The 16,842-nt window shown below is 72.5% G+C and carries 14 protein-coding genes; 5 read left to right on the top strand and 9 right to left on the bottom strand.

Annotation, left to right across the window (positions count from 1 at the left end; genetic code table 11):
• Positions 1 to 47 precede the first annotated feature (47 nt).
• On the top strand, positions 48 to 1,031 hold the full coding sequence (gene hemB, locus WMF31_RS36500; RefSeq protein ID WP_436606370.1) for a porphobilinogen synthase: 984 nt from the start codon (positions 48 to 50) through the stop codon (positions 1,029 to 1,031).
• Between the two features lie 3 nt (positions 1,032 to 1,034).
• Positions 1,035 to 1,586, top strand: coding sequence for a hypothetical protein (locus WMF31_RS36495; RefSeq protein ID WP_436606369.1), 552 nt, complete (start codon positions 1,035 to 1,037; stop codon positions 1,584 to 1,586).
• Positions 1,587 to 1,694: 108 nt separating this feature from the next.
• Here the strand turns inward: WMF31_RS36495 and WMF31_RS36490 are convergent, their stop codons facing one another.
• Genes WMF31_RS36490 through WMF31_RS36480 form a run of 3 tightly spaced genes read right to left on the bottom strand, consistent with a single transcriptional unit; the run spans position 1,695 to position 6,893 of the window.
• Entirely contained in the window at positions 1,695 to 3,635 is a 1,941-nt protein-coding gene (locus tag WMF31_RS36490; protein WP_436606368.1) for an ABC transporter ATP-binding protein, read from the bottom strand.
• A gap of 29 nt (positions 3,636 to 3,664) precedes the next feature.
• Positions 3,665 to 5,461, bottom strand: a complete 1,797-nt coding sequence (locus WMF31_RS36485; RefSeq protein ID WP_436606367.1) for an ABC transporter ATP-binding protein — start codon at positions 5,459 to 5,461, stop codon at positions 3,665 to 3,667.
• Positions 5,462 to 5,486: 25 nt separating this feature from the next.
• Positions 5,487 to 6,893 (bottom strand): hypothetical protein, encoded by a 1,407-nt coding sequence (locus WMF31_RS36480; RefSeq protein WP_436606366.1) that lies wholly within the window; start codon positions 6,891 to 6,893, stop codon positions 5,487 to 5,489.
• Between the two features lie 366 nt (positions 6,894 to 7,259).
• Here WMF31_RS36480 and WMF31_RS36475 point away from each other — a divergent pair, with 366 nt between their 5' ends.
• Complete coding sequence (locus tag WMF31_RS36475) at positions 7,260 to 7,871, top strand: zinc-ribbon domain containing protein (protein ID WP_436606365.1); 612 nt, start codon at positions 7,260 to 7,262, stop codon at positions 7,869 to 7,871.
• Positions 7,872 to 7,980: 109 nt separating this feature from the next.
• On the opposite strand, the gene WMF31_RS36470 is transcribed toward WMF31_RS36475, so the two are convergent.
• The 3 genes from WMF31_RS36470 to WMF31_RS36460 all read right to left on the bottom strand — a co-directional run bounded on the left by WMF31_RS36470 (position 7,981) and on the right by WMF31_RS36460 (position 12,098).
• Positions 7,981 to 9,867, bottom strand: coding sequence for a serine/threonine-protein kinase (locus tag WMF31_RS36470; protein ID WP_436606364.1), 1,887 nt, complete (start codon positions 9,865 to 9,867; stop codon positions 7,981 to 7,983).
• Positions 9,868 to 9,988: 121 nt separating this feature from the next.
• A complete protein-coding gene (locus WMF31_RS36465) occupies positions 9,989 to 10,891 on the bottom strand; it encodes an HAD hydrolase family protein (protein WP_436606363.1) in 903 nt (300 codons plus the stop codon).
• A 7-nt stretch (positions 10,892 to 10,898) separates the two neighbouring features.
• Positions 10,899 to 12,098: a class I SAM-dependent rRNA methyltransferase gene (locus tag WMF31_RS36460; RefSeq protein WP_436606362.1), complete on the bottom strand. Its 1,200-nt coding sequence runs from the start codon at positions 12,096 to 12,098 to the stop codon at positions 10,899 to 10,901.
• A gap of 236 nt (positions 12,099 to 12,334) precedes the next feature.
• On the opposite strand from WMF31_RS36460, the gene WMF31_RS36455 reads away from it, so the two are divergent.
• Together WMF31_RS36455 and lnt are read left to right on the top strand one after the other, a co-directional pair.
• Positions 12,335 to 13,264, top strand: coding sequence for a hypothetical protein (locus WMF31_RS36455; protein ID WP_436606361.1), 930 nt, complete (start codon positions 12,335 to 12,337; stop codon positions 13,262 to 13,264).
• A 132-nt stretch (positions 13,265 to 13,396) separates the two neighbouring features.
• The gene (gene lnt, locus WMF31_RS36450; RefSeq protein WP_436606360.1) at positions 13,397 to 15,151 is read left to right on the top strand and encodes an apolipoprotein N-acyltransferase; all 1,755 of its coding nucleotides are present in this window, start codon (positions 13,397 to 13,399) and stop codon (positions 15,149 to 15,151) included.
• On the opposite strand, the gene WMF31_RS36445 is transcribed toward lnt, so the two are convergent.
• The 3 genes from WMF31_RS36445 to fsa all read right to left on the bottom strand — a co-directional run bounded on the left by WMF31_RS36445 (position 15,138) and on the right by fsa (position 16,777).
• Positions 15,138 to 15,446 carry an HU family DNA-binding protein gene (locus WMF31_RS36445; RefSeq protein ID WP_129344144.1) on the bottom strand — a complete coding sequence of 103 codons (309 nt, stop codon included), beginning with the start codon at positions 15,444 to 15,446 and terminating at the stop codon, positions 15,138 to 15,140. The two genes, lnt and WMF31_RS36445, sit on opposite strands and share 14 nt — an antisense overlap.
• Positions 15,447 to 15,510: 64 nt before the next feature.
• Entirely contained in the window at positions 15,511 to 16,119 is a 609-nt protein-coding gene (gene ybeY / locus WMF31_RS36440) for an rRNA maturation RNase YbeY (RefSeq protein WP_436606359.1), read from the bottom strand.
• A 7-nt stretch (positions 16,120 to 16,126) separates the two neighbouring features.
• Complete coding sequence (fsa, locus tag WMF31_RS36435) at positions 16,127 to 16,777, bottom strand: fructose-6-phosphate aldolase (RefSeq protein WP_436606358.1); 651 nt, start codon at positions 16,775 to 16,777, stop codon at positions 16,127 to 16,129.
• Positions 16,778 to 16,842 lie beyond the last annotated feature (65 nt).

Genomic DNA, 16,842 nt, shown 5'->3' with positions numbered 1-16,842 from the left:
GCGCCGGGGCGGTCCCCGGACGCGGAGGGCTGCTATGCTCCGCCGCCGTGTTCCCCACGAAGAGACCGCGCCGGCTCCGGCGCTCGCCCGCCATCCGCGCCCTGGTGCGCGAGACGTCCCTCGCGCCGGGGGATCTCATCCTCCCGCTCTTCTTCAACGAGGTGCTCGACGCGCCGCGCCCGGTCGGGACGATGCCGGGGGTCTCGCAGCTGCCGGTGAGCGCGGCGGCGGCGCAGGCGCGGCTCTGCAAGGAGCTCGGGATCGGCGGGGTGATCCTGTTCGGGCTCCCGCGCACCAAGGACGCGTCGGGATCGAGCGCTTACGACGCCGACGGCCCTGTCCCGCGCGCGGTGCGGGCGATGAAGGAGGCCGCGCCGGAGCTCCTCGTGATCACCGACGTGTGCGTGGATGAGTACACGGACCACGGCCATTGCGGCCTGCTCCGGCGAGACCCGTCCGGCGTGGTGGACGTCGACAACGACGCCACGCTGGAGGTGCTCGCGCGCGCGGCGGTGGTCCACGCAAGGGCGGGCGCGGACGTGGTCGCGCCGAGCGACATGATGGACGGCCGCGTCGCCGCGATCCGGCGCGCGCTCGACGCCGAGTCGCTGAAGGAGACGGCGATCCTCTCCTACGCCGTGAAGTACGCGTCCGGCTTCTACGGGCCGTTCCGGGAGGCGGCCGACTGCGCGCCCAAGTTCGGCGACCGGGCGAGCTACCAGATGGATCCCGCGAACGCGCGCGAAGGGCTGCGCGAGGCGGCGCTCGACGAGGAGGAGGGGGCCGACATGCTCATGGTCAAGCCGGCGCTCGTCTACCTCGACGTCATCGCCCGCGTGCGCGAGGCGACGACGCTGCCGCTCGGCGCCTACAACGTCAGCGGCGAGTACGCGATGATCAAGGCGGCCTCGGAGCGCGGGATGATCGACGAGAAGCGAGCGGTGCTCGAGCTGCTCACCTCGATCCGGCGCGCCGGGGCCGATTTCATCCTCACCTACCACGCGCTCGACGCCGCGCGCTGGCTCGGCTGAGCCATGCGCGGCCGGGGCGCGGACGACGGCGCAGCGCGGCGCCCGACGTGGAGCGCGGTCTGCGCGATGGGCGTGCTGGCCGCGCTCGCAGCAGGGTGCGCGTCGAGCCGGTGTGATCGATCGGCGGAGGCCAATCCGCTCACGCTCTACACCGAGGGCACGTCTGTCGGCGGTGAGTACATGTCGTCGGCGTGGGACGGCGACGACGACGGAGACGGGGAGGTCGGCCCCGAGGAGGGGCTCCTCTATTTTCCCGGCGGCATGCGGTACGACATCCGGCACGGGCTCGGAAGAGTGCCGCGCTCCTGGCAGATCTACCTCTCGTTCGAGCGCGACGGCACGCGGTCGGGCACCCTGGCGCACGCGGCCGGTAACCAGGCCGAGGTGCCCTGCATCGACGAGGAGTCGCTCATCGTCGTGAACGGCAGTTGCTCGGAATACTGGCTGCTGGTCGTCGCCTCCGCCGGTGACGACAGCGGCGACGACGACGCGGACGCGCCGCGCCCGGAAGAGGCGGCGCCGGGGAAATGCCGCGACGAGCAGGCGTCGCCGTAGCGCGGCGGTGCGGCTCGGTGCGCCGCGCGCCCGCGTGGCCGCCGCCTGGCGGGGCGGCCCGCCGCGTCACGCCTGCGCGGCCGCAGCCTGGCGGGGCGGCCCGCCGCGTCACGCCTGCGCGGCCGCAGCCTGGCGGGCGAACTGCAGGCGGTAGAGCTTGCTGTAAACGCCGTCCGCAGCGAGCAGCGCCTCGTGCGTGCCCTGCTCGACGACGCAGCCCTTGTGGAAGACGACGATGCGATCGACGGCGCGGATCGTCGAGAGGCGGTGCGCGATGATCAGCGCGGTGCGGCCCGCCATGGCGCCCTCGAGCGCGCGCTGGAGGCGGGCCTCGGTGTCGCTGTCGACGTTGGCCGTGGCCTCGTCCAGGATGAGGATCGGCGGGTCGCGGTAGAGGGCGCGGGCGAAGGCGATGAGCTGGCGCTCGCCCGCGCTGAAGTTGCTGCCGCGCTCGAGCACCGGGGCGTCGAGGCCTCCCTCGCGGCGCTCGAAGAGATCGAGGGCGCCGATGCGCTGGAGGGCGCTCACCACCTTCTCGCGGTCAGGCGTCGCGTCGCCGGCCGCGATGTTGCTGAGCACCGTGCCCGGGAACAGGAACACGTCCTGGGGGACGACGGCGAACTTGCGGCGGAGCTCGTCGCGCGGGTACGCGCGGACGTCGCGGCCGAAGACGCGCACGACGCCCTCCTCGACGTCGTAGAGGCGGAGCAGCAGCGACGCGACGGTGCTCTTGCCGGCGCCGGTCGCGCCGACCAGCGCGACCTTCTCGCCGCTCCTCGCGGCGATGGAGACCTCCCGCAGCACGCTCACGCCCGGCTTGTAGCCGAACTCGACCTTGTCGAGCTCGAACGCGACGCCCTCGTCCGCGAGCTTCGCTTCGCCGGCGCCGCTCGCCGTCGCGGCCACGGCGGTCGCGTCCTCGTCCTTGTTGTCGAGCAGCTCGAAGATGCGCTCGGCGCCGGCCATCGCCGACTGCAGCAGCGTGTACCGCGCCGAGAGATCGCGGATCGGGACGAAGAACATGTCGATGTAGGCGACGAAGGCGAATAGGGTCCCGAACGAGATGTGCTCCGACAGGCTCTTCACGCCGGCGTACCAGAGCACCGCGGCGATGCAGACGCTCGAGACCATCTCGATGGCCGCGTCGAGCGTGGCGTCGAGCACGATGGATCGGTTGTTCGCGCTGCGGTAAGCCGAGTTGATCTCGTCGAACTCCTCGGCCGAGCGCTCCTCCCGGGCATAGGCCTGCACGACCGCCATGCCGGACACCTGCTCGTTGAGGTACGCGTTCATCCTCGCCGTCTTCGCCCGCACCTCCCGGAACGCGTCGCGGATCCGCCGCCGCGTCCAGTTGACGCCGATGGCGACGGGGGGCACCGCCGCGAAGGCGAGCAACGACATGCGCCAGTCGAGGGACACCATGATCGCCACGATCACGGCGAGCCGGATGAGATCGCCGAACGCGTTGAGCGCGCCGGACGCGAACATCTCGCCGATGGCGTCCACGTCGTTCGTCACCCGCGTGACGAGCCGGCCCACCGGCGTGCGATCGAAGAAGCCGAGGCGGCGGGTGTGCAGGAACCCGAAGACGCGCATGCGCAGGTCGGCCATCGCGCGCGCGCCCGCGAGCTGCATCAGGTAGAGCTGCGGGAACGCGAGCGACTGCTCGGCGAGCATGACGCCCGTGAGCAAGAAGCCGTTGCGCGTGAGGCGATCCATTCCGCCGGGCGCGTCGAAGGCGTCGAGCGCGTCGCGCATGATGAGCGGGCGCAGCAGCGCCAGCAGCGCGGTGATGATGAGCAGCCCCAGCGACACGGCGAGGTGCTTCCACTGCGGCCGCACGAACGGCCACAGCCGGATCAGCATGCGCGCGTCGTACGCCTCGCCGAGCTGCGCCTCCTCGTGGAAGCGGTTCAGCACGTCCTCGGTGCGGTTCGACGACCTCGCCTTCGCCCCGGGGCGCCGCCTGTCCGGCGTCGCCTGCGCGGACCGCGGCCCGCTCGCGTCCGCCTCGCCGGCGATCGTTCCGCCGCTCGGCTCGGCGCGCATCGCCGCTCCCCGTCCAGAACCCGACTGCGTCATGTGAGCCCCACCTGCCGCGACGGCGGCGCCGCCTCGAAGGTCGCGAGTGCCTCCTCGAGCTGCTGCTCCTCGGCGAACGACGCATACAGCCCGCCCGCCCGGACGAGCTCCTCGTGGGTGCCACGCTCCAGGACCTGCCCCTGCTCCAGCACGATGATCGCGTCGCAGCGCCGCGCCGCCGCCACCCGGTGCGTGATCAGGAGGACGGTCCGCCGCGCGGCCTGCCGCTCGATCGCCGCGAGGATGGCCTGCTCCGTCTTCGCGTCGACGGCCGAGAGCGGATCGTCGAGGACGAGGATGCTGGGCTCGCGCACGAGCGCGCGCGCCAGCGCGACGCGTTGACGCTGCCCGCCGGAGAGCTGCACGCCCCGCTCCCCGACGACCGTGTCGAAGCCGTCCGGCAGCGAGAGCACCTCGTTCAGCACCTCGGCCTCGGCCGCGGCCGCGCGGATCGTTTCGAACGAGGACGGCGAGTCCGGATCGTCGAGCGCGTAGCCGATGTTGCGGGCGACGGTGGTCGAGAAGAGGAAGGCGTCCTGCTGCGCGTAGCCGATGCTCGCGCGCACGGTCTCCAGGGGCAGATCGCAGATGTCGACGCCATCGAGGAACACCGTGCCGCGGGGGGTGGGCATGAGCCGGGCGAGCAGCGTGGCGATGGTGCTCTTGCCGGAGCCCGTGCGCCCCACGATGGCGAGGGATCGGCCCGCCTGGACCTCGAAGCTCACCCCGTCGACCACCCTCCGCGCGCCGTGGGAGAACGTCAGATCCTTGACGGTGAGCGCGCCGCGGACGACCTCGGGCCGGGGCAGCGGGCCGCTCACGACCTCGGGGACCGCGTCGAAGATCCCCTTGAGCCGCGCGTACCCGGCGCGACCGCGCTGGACGATGGCGGCGACGAAGCCGAGGGCGAGCATCGGCCAGGTGAGCCGCAGCAGCGCCAGCCAGAAGGAGACGAAGTCCCCCTTCGTCATCTCCCCCGCCAGCACGAGCCGGCCGCCGTACCAGAAGACGATGAGCACGCCGACCGAGCCGATCGCCCCCATGAGCGGCCCCATCGACCCGCGCAGCTTGGCGAGGGCGAGGCTCTTCTCGAGGTAGGCCCGGTTCGTGCCGGAGAACGCGGCCATCTCGGACGCCTCGAGCGCGAACGAGCGGACGACCCTGACGCCCGCGAGGCTCGCGAGGACGCGGTCGCTCATGACGCCGATCGCCTCCTGGTTCTCGCGGGTGCGGACGAAGAGCCGGGTCGAGAACGAGCGGGTGACGAGCATCAGCGCGGGCATGGTCAGGAGCGCCGCCAGCGTGAGCTGCTTCGAGATGTGCAGCATGACGTACAGGGCGCTCGTGAAGGCGAAGAGCGAGCCGACGACGTTCAGCAGGCCGAAGCCGAGCAAGAGCCGCACCTGCGTCAGGTCGTTCGTCGCGCGGCTCATGATGTCGCCGGTGGGCATCTTCCGGAAGAAGGCCGGCCCGAGCTTGTGCAGGCGCGCGAGCAGGATGGCGCGGAGCTCGTACTCGACGTTGCGGCCCGCCGTGAAGATGGTGACCCGCGAGAAGACGCGCATGACGGCCGCGCCGACGCTCACCGCGAGCATGAGGAGCGCCGCGCTCGAGGCCTCGCTCGAGCGGAGCGCGACGGCGGCGTCGACGGCGTCCTTGACCAAAAAATCCCGCTTGGCCATGAGGAGCTGCTGCGCCGCGAGCAGCGCCGCTCCTGCGAGGTACAGCGGGAGCTTGCTGCGGAACTGAGCGCCGAGGCCGATGGGGTATGTTGATGGATCGCGCTTGGCCATTGTAGGTGAGCCGCGCGGCCCGCGATCAGCGCGCCCTGCGCGGCGTCGGGGCGAGCGGCTTGCGGTGGGATGTCGAGAGGGCGGGGCGCTCTCTGCTTTCCGCCACGAGCTCGAGGTCGTCGAGCTCGAGCCTCGTCGAGAGCAGGCCCAGGAGGACGCGGGCTCCGCCGCGACCGTCGAGCTCGCTCACCACGCCGATCTTGTCCCCGAACGGGCCGCGCCGCACGCGAACCCGGCTGCCCTTCTCGACGACGCCGCCCTTCGCGGGCTCGAGCGTGACCCTCGCCGCGTCCGGCTCGCCGGCCGGGCCCCGCTGCGCGCGCCGCGCGGGCTCGGCCTGGGGCCTCGGCTGCGCGCCGCCCTTCGCCTGCGGCTCCGCCTCGGCGTGCTGGGGTCGCCGGGCCGGCGCGCCGCCCTCTCCGGCGTGCTTCGGCGTGTGCCGCGGCTCCCCGCGGCCGGCGACGGCGTTGCCCGCCGCCTTGAACAGCGTCGCGAGGGTCGGCCGGCGGGCGGGGAGGGACGCCTCCACGCGCTCGTCGCCGCGCGCCCGCGCCTCCTCCATCGATCGCTCGCGCGCTCGGGCCTGCTCGGAGCGCCACCGCTCGTTCTCGGCCTCGAGCTCGGCGTGGGCGCGCGCCCGCTCCTGCTCGATGCCCTCGAGCTTGCGGTCGAGCGCGATGCGGTCGTTCTCGCGCGACCACGCGACCAGACGGTAGATGGGGGCGAGCGCGACGAGGGCGTCCTCGAGCTGCTCGTCGAGGATGTCGGCGTGCTCGACGGCCGTCTCGCGCGGCACCGACCAGCCGATCCAGAGCGGCACCTGCCCGTCGGCCGCGCGGCGGAGCATCTCGGTGATCGCCTCGGGCGTCGCCGCGCTGCAGTCGACGCGATCGCCCCCGCCGGCGCCGAAGGAGAACTGCTCCGGCAGCGCATGCAGCGCGCTCGTCAGCTCGGCGGCGAGCGAGGTCGGCTCGCCCGTCGCGTCGTCGCTCGCCGAGAGGCGGGCCCGGAGGTTGTCGACGTCGACCTTCGCGTCCGGGTGGACGGCGAAGCACACCTGCACCTCGCCCTCCGAGAGGCGCAGCGCGAGGAACGCGTGCCGCGTGTAGGGGCTCGGATCGTCGATGACGTCCGAGATCGAGCGGCCGCGATCGAGCAGCCGGTCGAGCTCCTCGCGGGCCGCCTGGTCGCGCCAGAAGAAGACCCACTGGCAGTCGGCGCGATGCTTGTTGCGGATCGAGGGGTGCTCGTCGGAGCCATGCACGTCGACCGAGATGCCGAGCTCGGCGAGCCGGGCGACGACGCCGCGCGCCCAGGCGAGCGCGCGCTGCTTCACCTCCAGCCGGGGGCGCGAGTAGGCCTTCGAGGTCGCCTTCTCGGCGGCGTACGCGTCGAAGTCTCGAGCGGTGAGGTGCAGGGAGGGATGGCTCATTGCTTCGACTGGTTGCGAGGCGCCGCGCGGAGGGGGCGGCTCATGGTCGTCACGGTGGGAGCTGCGCTCCTCGGATGAAAGTCGCGCGGATGGTATCTTGTGAGACCTCGAAATCAAAGCCTCCACGCCGCGCGATCGATCCCGGCGATGCGTGGTGGCGGCGCGCTTGACCGCCATGACCAGCATGTCACCGTAGGCACTCCCGTGCCCCATCGAGAGGGCGATCCCACCGATATCACCTGGATCCCCGCGTGCAACGCGCTTCTCCGGCGCAGCGGGGGCAGCTCCCGGGCGCCTGTCACCCAGGCACCAAGGCACCCGAGCCCGTGAGCCTGCAAGGCCCGTCGGCCTGACGAAAGAGGAATCATGGAACAGCATCGAGACGAGCACATTGTCTGCGCGAGCTGCGGCACGTCGTTCCTGTTCTCGGCCGCGGAAGCCGCCGTCTACGCCGAACGGAAGCTCGCGGCCCCGCCGAAGCGGTGCCGGACGTGTCGCCGCGCGCGGAAGGACAATCGCGCGGACCTGGACGGCGCGTCGGCGGCTCGCGCGGCGCAGCAGCATCGCCCTGGACCGGGCCGGAGCAACGGGGGGTACCGCGGCGTGGCGCGCGGCGACGTGCGGCCCCGCAAGCCCCGGTACACGGGCGACGTGAACGAGTACCGGAGCCCGATGCAGGACGCGTACGCGGGGTTCTCGCCCCCGTGGGTGGCGCCGAGCCACCGCCAGGCCCACCGTCCGCGCGGCGGCGCGCCCGTCCGCGACGATGGCAACTACCGTGCGCCGTCGTTTGCCGGCGAGCGCCGCGTCGCCGCCGCGCCGAGCCGCGCTGCCTCGCCGCCGCGCGCGCCGCGCACCCGTCCGATGTTCTCGATCACCTGCAAGTCCTGCGGCTCCGACGGGGAGGTCCCGTTCAAGCCGGTGGAGGGCCGCGACGTGTTCTGTCAGGCGTGCTACCGCGCGCGCAAGCCTGCCTGAGGCCCTCGCGCGGCGCGCGGACAGCGCGCCGCGGAAACAAAGCCAGGACCGCCCGCGCGAAGCGGCGCAGAAGTCCGGCCATCCATGGCCGGACCTCTGGCGGGCGGGACTAGAGGCTGATCTCGCAGGCGAGCTCGGAGGTGAAGCCGAGCTCGCCGAGCGTGATCGTGACCTTCACGCCGCCGCCCGACGCGCGTCGCGCCGTCTCCTCGACCATCCCGACGACCCACAGCCGGAGCGGCAGCGAGGCCGGGTCGAAGTCGCCGATGTGGAGCGTGACCCTCCCGGTCGGGCCGGTCGCCACCCGCCACGACCCGAACGTGAAGAGCCGCGACCAGATCGACGTCCCACGGCGCATGAGCGAGGCGATGTCGGTCAGCGGGCGAGCGAACAGCGTGCGCACGAGGCTGTGCAGCTCGCCCCCGACGGCGAGCCGGCCGATGTCGCGCCAGCGCTCGAGGTCGCGCAGGACCAGCGACGTCGCGAGCTCCATGTACGCGTCGAGCGCCTCGAGATCGTAGCCGACGAGCGCGTTGATCGAGTCGTGCCGGAAGTCGTCGGCGTAGCGGAGCGGCATCTGCGACACGACCTCGTCGCGCGCGCTCCTCCCGTACTCGTCGACGAGGGTCCGGTCGACGCTCCGCAGGACGGGGCCGCGGACCTGGTACTGCCCGGCGAAGCGCGCGGGCAGCGGGCGGACCGGGGTGACGTTGGGCCGCCGCGTCTCGCGCTGCCGGCTGATCAGCGCGCCGAGATCGGCGCTGCGCACGGTCGGCTCGGCGCGGAGGACGATGTCGGGGCTGCGCACGGTCGGCAGCGACTCGCCCCGCTGCGAGAGCAGGGTGGGCTCGGGGACCCGGTTCCGCAGCGCGCTCGAGAGCGTCGCGCCGGGGGCGAGCCTCGCCGACTCCGACGACGGCCGCAGGCCGGGCGGCGCCTCGGTGACGCGCGCGCCGGAGACGACCGGCGGCTGGAGGCGCATCGGCGGTGGCGGGCTCAGGTCGAAGGGCGTGCCCGGGCGCTGGCGCTCGCGCGAGGACGACTGGCGATCGTTGTCCGGCACGCTCCCCACGCTCAGGGCGATCCGCCGCTGCACGTTGATCAGCCTGCCGAGCGCCGTGGTCCGCCGGGCGGCGTCGGGCGCGACGCGCTCGAGCTCGCGGACCACATCGCCCGCTGTCGGGAAGCGCTTCGCTGGATCCTTCTGCAGCAGCCGCTGAACGATCGCCTCGAGCCTCGGGTCGACGGTCACCCCCGCCGAGGCGAGCGTGGGCACCTCCGCGTGCACGACGCGGAACGCCGTCGCCACGGCGGTCGGCGCGCGGAACGGCCGCGTACCCGTGAGCACCTCGTAGAGCAGGACGCCCACCGAGAAGAGATCGCTGCGCCCGTCGAGCGGAGACTCCCCGGTCGCCTGCTCCGGCGACAGGTAGTCCGGCGTGCCGAACACGACGCCGGTGCGCGTCCGCGGTGATGGGCCGTCGGAGTCGAGCACCTTGGCGATGCCGAAATCGAGCAGCCGGACGACGGCCGAGCCGCGGTTCGGATCGCAGGCGATGAAGATGTTCTCGGGCTTGAGATCGCGGTGGATGATCCCCGCGCGGTGCGCGGCGTCGAGCGCCTCCAGCACGGGGATCGCGACCCCGACCGCGGCCTCCATGTCGAGGCGGCCGAAGCGCGCGAGCGCCATGCCGAGCGACTCGCCGTCGAGGTGCTCCATCACGATGTACGGACCGAGCTCACCGACGCCGGCGTCGATCACGTCGACGATGTTGGGGTGGCGGATCCGGTTGACCGCCTGCGCCTCCTGGAAGAACCGGTGGGAGAGCTCGGAGTTGTCGGCCAGCTCGGGGTGCAGGAATTTGATCGCAACGGCGCGACCTGCGAGCACGTGCTCCGCCCGGAACACGTCGCCCATCCCGCCCCCGCCGATGCGCTCCGCGAGGCGGTACTTGTTGTCGACGAGGAGGCCGGGGGTCGGGGGTCGAAACGCCATCTGCTGCCGCGGGCGGGCGAGGGACCAGGGTCATGGTCCCCGAGAACCCGCGCCCCTGTAAAGGGTTGGGAGGTATTCGCCTCCCGAAAGCCAGATCCTATGCCGCCAGTGCGTGCCGCGGCTAGGATACCTGCGAAAGGTGTGGGGCGGATCGCAGCGCAGAGGGCGATGACGGCTCCGGCGCATTCTTCCGCAATTCAACGATCTGGCGGGCGATCTCCGCGAACCCGCGGCCCATGGGGTGGGAGGCCACGAACCGCGGGGGCACCGACAGCTTGCCGAGGTGGGCGCGCACGTTGGCCACCCCGAAGGTCCACGCAAAGGCAGCGAAGGCGACGCCATCGTTGCCGCTGTCCCCCACGAAGGCGTAGCGGTGGCGCGCCCGGGTCGGATCCTCCCCGAACCGCGTCGAGAGCAGGCGCACGACGCCCGTGGCCTTGTCCGAGGGGTCGCGGGTGAGGTGGAGGTGGACGCTCGACAGCAGCGTCCTCACCCCCCGCTCGCGCAGCTCGGCGCGGATCTGCGCCACGTCCTCTGGAGGCACCTGGCGGTGCTCGCCGATGTCGATCGTGACATCGGTCACCCGCTGGTCGTTGTCGTCTGCGAGCGCCGCCGCCGGAAAACGACGCACCATGTCATCGGCGAGCGCGACGAGCTCGGCCCGGCTGGCCCGCCGCGCGTCGCGATCCAGCGCGTCGAGCCGGACGACGCGGCCTGCGCCGGCGCTCGACGCGGGCCCCGGGCGAGGGCCGGCGATGGGGCCGGCCTCCTCGCGCACCAGCGCGATGGCCCCGTTCTCGGCGAGGGTCGCGTCGATCGGCCACTGTCGCTGGATCACCTCGCCCCAGCCGGCCGGGCGGCCGGTGCAGGCGATCAGCGCGAGCCCCGTCTCGCGGAGACGGAACAGCGCTCCGTATGCGGCCTCGGTGAGCGCGCCGTGATCCAGCACGGTGTCATCGAGGTCGAAGATCACGCCCGCGAGGGCGCGTGCTGCGTCAGGCGTCAGCCGAGAGAGCGGTTGCATGGGTGGATCAGAGCGCCTCGATGCGCGCGATGAGGCTCTTCAGGTAGAGCCCCTCGGGGAAGGCGGCGGGGACGGGGTGGTCCCCTCCCTGGAAGTGCCGGTCGAACACCGCGGCGTGCATGCGGGCGTCGCGCGCGCCGAGCGCGAGCACCCGGGTCAGGTCGTCGAGCGTCACGGCGCTGGAGCAGGAGCAGAGCACGAGGATGCCGCCGGGCCGGGTGGCGCGGCACGCCGCGGTCGCGAGGCGCCGGTACGCCGTGAGCGCGGCGTCCTTGGCCGCGCGGGTGCCTGCGAGCTTCGGAGGGTCGCAGATGACGAGGTCGTACCCTCCCTGCTTCGACGCGTGGTGGAGCGCCTTGCGGGCGTCGTTGCGCGTGAACGTGATCCGGTCGAGCAGCCCGTTCTCCCGCGCGCACTCCGCCCCGACCTCGAGCGCGGTCGCGCTCTCGTCGATCGCGAGCACCTCGCTCGCCCCGCCGCGGGCGGCCGCCATCGCGAAGGTGCCGACGAAGCAGAACGCGTCGAGCACGCGCCGGTTGTGGGCGAGCTGCTCGACGCGGGTCCGCAGCGTCCGCTGGTCGAGGTAGAAGCCGGTCTTGTGGCCGAGCGCGAGCGGGATCGCGTAGCGAAGCCCCCGCTCCGTGAACCGGAGCTGATCGAGCCCGGGATCGCCGCGCACCACGCCGGCGTCGGCGGTGAACCCCTCGAGCTTCGCGAGCGTTTCCGGGGTCCTGTCCACGATCGCGCGGGGCGAGAGCGCCGCCTGGAGGGCGTCGAAGATCACCCCTTCGCGCCGCTTGACGCCGATCGTTCCGAGCTGGACGACGACCACGTCGCCGAACACGTCGACGATGAGCCCCGGGAGCCCGTCGCCCTCCGCGTGGACCAGCCGGAACGCGTCGGTCTCGTGGCCAGGCGACCGCGCGGGCAGCCCGAGCTCGCGGCGGTGCGCGATGGCGCGCTCGATCCGGTGCCGGAACAGGGCGGCGTCGATCGGCCTGTCCTCGCGCGTGTACATGCGCACCGGGATGGCCGAACGCGGGGTGTAGAGACCACGACCGAGCACGCTGCCGTAGGGGTCGGTGACCACGACCTCGTCGCCGGCCACCGCGCCGCCCTCGATGCGCGCGATCGCCTGAGCGAACACCCAGGGATGCCCCGACCACACGGGCCGGACATGACCCTGCTTCAACGTAACCGTAGGCATGATGGAACCCGATTGCTCTCGATGGGGGCAGGGCCGCCGAGGAAGGCGGCCGCGCCGTGACGTTTGCCGCGGGAGCTAGTACCCTGCGGGACGGCGCGCGTGTGAACCTTCCGCCACAGCGCGCCGTGGCGGTCGATGCACGGCGGCGTGCGTCGAGGCCATGGTGACGACAATTCAGCGAAATGGCCGATGGCATCCCGGTTGCTAACTTCCCTGCACCGAAGAGGAGTCGCCCGATGCGCCGTTGCTTGACCCATGCCCTTGTTGCGGTGGCGATGACCGCGCCGATGAGCGCGCTCGCGCAGGAGGACAACTGTCCTCCCGGCGCGTGGTTCTGCGAGGAAGTGGAGCCGCCTCGCGATCCCGCCGGGGAGCCGCCGCCCGCCGCCGCCGCCCCCGACGATGCGCCGGTCGAGGCGCTCCCCCCGCCGCCCGCTCCGCCGCCGCCCCCGAAGCGAGCCACCCGGCCGGCGCCGCCGCCGGTGGTCGTCTACCAGACCTCGCCGTCGGGCCCGCCGCCGCAGGTCATCGTCGTGGCGCCTGGGGCTGCGCCGCCGCCCCGCGTGATTGTCCGCGGCGTGACCCCGCCCGTGCCGCCTCCGCCGCCGAAGCGGCGCTGGCGGCGCCAGTGGGGCGTCAACTTCCGCATGGAGGGCCTCATGATGGGGCGAGAGCACGGCGGAGCCGAGGACGCCGGCATGGGCGGCGTCGGGATCAGCCTCCGCTACCGGCCCGTCCCCGCGTTCGCGCTCGACCTCGGCGCCGACTTCCTCGCGGGCACCGACTACAACGGCCACGACCGGACCGAGGTGCCGCTCTCGCTGAGCGGGATCCTGTTCGTCAACCCGCGCAGCCGCACGCAGTTCTACTTCACGGGCGGCCTGCACCTCGCGCATGCCGACGTCGAGCAGTCCTGGAGCGGCGCGGCGGCCGGCGCCGAAGAGTTCGTTCCGAACACCGAGTACGACTACTTCGGCGCGCACGGAGGCATCGGCCTCGAGTTCCGGCTCTCCCGCCGTCTCGCCCTGAACATCGACGCGATCGGCTTCGTGCGCGGTCGCACGGACGACGGCGTCATTCCCGAATTCAGGGATCCCGAGACCGGCCGCACCACCGACACCTCGGGCGGTGGGCTCTTCCGCGGTGGGCTCAGCGTTTACTGGTGAGCGGCTCGTCGTAGCCTCCTGTTCGCCTTGACCGGCCCCGGGGTCACCGGTTCGTCTCCCGTGGAGCCTGCCTCCGCGGTCCGGCCCCGGCTCCAGGCGGTATAACGCCGCTTCGTGTACCAGGCCTCGACCATGCGCGCGCTCCGCAGCGGCACCCCGCTGCTCCTCTCCGTCCTCGGCGGCGCGACGTTTGCCCTCACGGCCCCGCCCACCGATCTCTATCCCGCCGCCATCGCTGGCCTCGCCCTGCTGGCGGCTGCGATCCACGACGCCCCGACCGTCGCGCGGGCCTTCGGGCGCGGCGCCGCCTGGGGAACGGCGGCCGGCATCGTGGGCCTGCGCTTCGTTCCGGAGGTCATCCAGCGCTTCACGTCGCTCGGCTCGGCGGCCTCGTACCTGGCCCTGGTGCTGCTCGCGGCCGCCCAGTCGCTGGTCTGGGCTGCCTGTGGTGCCATCACGAGCGCGCTCCTCCGGCGCGCGCGCGCCCCGCTCGAGCTCGCCTTCGGGACCGGCGTGCTCGTCGCCGTGGCGATCCCGACCGTCTTCGCGTGGACGCCGGCCGGGCTCCTCAGCCCCTGGCCAGCGCTCGTCCAGCTCGGTGACCTCATCGGCGAGCGGGGCGTCTCCGTGCTGTTCGCCGTGGGCGCGGCCCTGCTCGCCCGCGCGGGGCTCGCGGCCTCCGGCAAGCAGCCCGGTGGGCGCCCGCTTTCGCGCGCGTCCGCGCAGATCGTGCGCTCGGCGCGCTCCCGCCGGACCCGCGCGGTCGTCGCTCCGGCGCTCGCGGGGGTGGCGCTGTTCGGGTTGCTCGCGGCGCACGGCGCGCTGCGGATGGCCGCCGTGGAGCGCGCCAGCGCGGGCCTGCCGACGGCGCGCGTCGCGCTCGTCAACCAGGCCGTCGGGCCGCACGAGCGCTGGCGGGCGAAGAATCACCCGCGGATCCTGCGGACCCTGCACGAGCTCACCCGGGAGGCCGAGGCCGGCGGCGCCGAGCTCACCCTCTGGCCGGAGGCGGCGTATCCGTACCCGCTCTCGCACGACGCCCGGCGGGCGCCGCGCGGCCGTCGGGCCGTCCTCGGGCCCGGCGTCCGCGGGCCGATCCTCCTCGGGCTGATCACCCAGGCGTCGCCCGTGCGGGCCGCTGACGGCGTGGAGGAGCGGAACAGCTACAACTCCGCGACCCTCGTGCTCCCCGACGGGAGCATGCAGCCGACGCAGGACAAGCTGCAGCTGCTCTGGTTCGGCGAGACGGTCCCGGGCGGGGCCTACCTGCCCTGGCTGCGGCGCATCTTCCAGAAGAGCGGTGGTCTCATCCCGGGCGCGGAGCCCCGCGCCCTCACGCTCCCCCGGGAGCAGGGGCCAGCGCTCCGGATCGGCGTGCTCAACTGCTACGAGGACACGCTCACCGGGGTGGGGCGGCAGATCACCGGGGCGCTCGCCCCGAACCTGCTCGTCAACATCACGAATGACGCCTGGTTCACCGGCAGCGCCGAGCCTGAGCTACATGCGCGGCTCGCGACCATGCGGGCCATCGAGCTGCGCCGCGATCTGGTGCGCGCCGTGAACCTGGGCGTCACGTCGTGGATCGACGCGCGCGGCGTCGTGCGCGTTCGCGCCGAGAGCGCGGCGCCGGAGGTGGCCTTCGCGAGCCCGGCGGTCAGGGACACGCCCCTGACGCTCTACACCCGGCTGGGCGATGTCCCGATGGCGTCGCTGCTCGTCCTGGCGATCGCCGCGTGTGCGATCCGCGCGCGATGCTCCTCGGCGAAAGCTTCGCCGGATGCAAACGCCAGCGAGGAGGCTCGCCCGCTCACCGCAGGGCCGGAGACGGCGCCGCCGGATGCGGCCACGCGCGCTCCGGCCGGCGACCCGCCGCTCAGCCGTCCTTGAGCGCCTTGACGGGTGCAGCGCGGAGCTTGCGGCTCGCCGGCTTGCCCTTGATGGTCATCGGCTGTTTCGTGAACGGATTGATGCCCTCCCGGTCCTGCGTGGCCGGGATCTCCTTCGCCTTGATCTTCACGAGGCCCGGAACCGTGACCTCGCCCGGTCCATCCGGACCGAGCTCTTTCTTTACCAGCTCGCTGAGCGCATCGAGCACGCTGGCCACGGACTTCTTGTCGAGGTTGGTGGCCTCGGCAAGACCGACGATCATCTGCGCCTTGGTCAGCTTGTTCGAACCGGGCATGTTTCCTCCAAGTCGAAAGGGGGCGTCCGTTTAACAAGCGAGGTTTCGCCTCGCAAGCGATAAGTCATGGCGCCCTCGTCTTCTTCGGTCTCGCGTCGCCGCGCTGCGACCCAAATCCAGTAGGGCTGCTGCCCCGTGATGCGGCGGCGACCTCGAGCTCCCGGGTCAAGGCCGTCATCTCCCGCTCTTCCGCGTCGGTCTTGTGGTCGTAGCCGAGGAGGTGGAGCAAGCCGTGCCCGAGCAGCATCGTGATCTCATCGAGCAACGGACGGTCACGCTCGGCGGCCTGCCGCGCGGCCGTGTCGATCGACACGATCACGTCGCCGAGCAGGCCGTGCCACGCCGATGGATCGACAGGACCTCGCCGGCCGCGCTTGCGCGAGCCGGCTCCGTTCTGGTCGCTCATCGGAAAGGCGAGCACGTCGGTCGGCTTGTCCTTGCGCCGGTAGGTGCGGTTCAGCTCATGGATGGCGGGATCGTTCACCAGGGCCACGGAGAGCTCGACGCCCTCCAGCGCGAGGTGGGCGAGCATCTTGCTTGCGCGGCGGCGCACGGCCGCCGCGGACACTCCCCGGAACGGCCCACCTTGTGTGGTGATCGAGACGACCGCGGGGGCCGTCAGGCGGTTCCCGCGGTGCGTCATCCCAGAGCTGTCCTTGCGCTTACCGGTCACGTGTCTGCTAGGCCTGCTGGGGAATTTTCTTGGCGTCGGCCAGGAACTGCGCGAGCCCGGTGTCGGTCAGCGGGTGCCTGGTCAGCTGCTTGATGACCTTGAGCGGCAGCGTTGCCGCGTGCGAGCCGATCATGGCGGCCTGCACGAAGTGGACGGGGTGCCGCACGCTCGCGGTGAGCACCTGCGTGGGGAAGCCGTAGTTCCGGTAGATGGTCACGACCTGCAGGACGAGATCCATCCCGTCCCCCGCCGCGTCATCGACCCGCCCGACGAACGGCGAGATGTACGTGGCCCCGGCCTTGGCCGCGAGGAGCGCCTGGGCCGCCGAGAAGCAGAGGGTCACGTTCGTCTTGATGCCCTCGGCGGCGAAGACCCGGACCGCCTTGAGCCCCTCGTCGATGAGCGGGACCTTGACCACCACGTTCGGGTGGATCCTCGCGAGCTCGCGCCCCTCGCACAGGATCGCGTCCTTCTCGACCGCCACCACCTCGGCCGAAACGGGGCCATCGACCAGCTCGCAGATCTCCGCGATGACCTGCCGCGTCGGCCTGCCGCCCTTGGCGAGGAGCGACGGGTTCGTGGTCACGCCGTCGATGACCCCCATCGACTGCGCTTCCCTGATTTCCGCGATGTCCCCCGAGTCGATGAAGATCTTCATGGTGCTGCCCTCCCGCGCCGGTGGCCCGGCCCTCCGAGGGTGTTCATGCTGGGGTCAGGCGCAGG

The organism is Sorangium sp. So ce1036, from assembly GCF_051369805.1.
Classification (GTDB): domain Bacteria; phylum Myxococcota_A; class Polyangia; order Polyangiales; family Polyangiaceae; genus Sorangium; species Sorangium cellulosum_F.
Note: the sequence above shows the minus strand (reverse complement) of the source record. Positions and strands in the feature narration are given on the sequence as shown.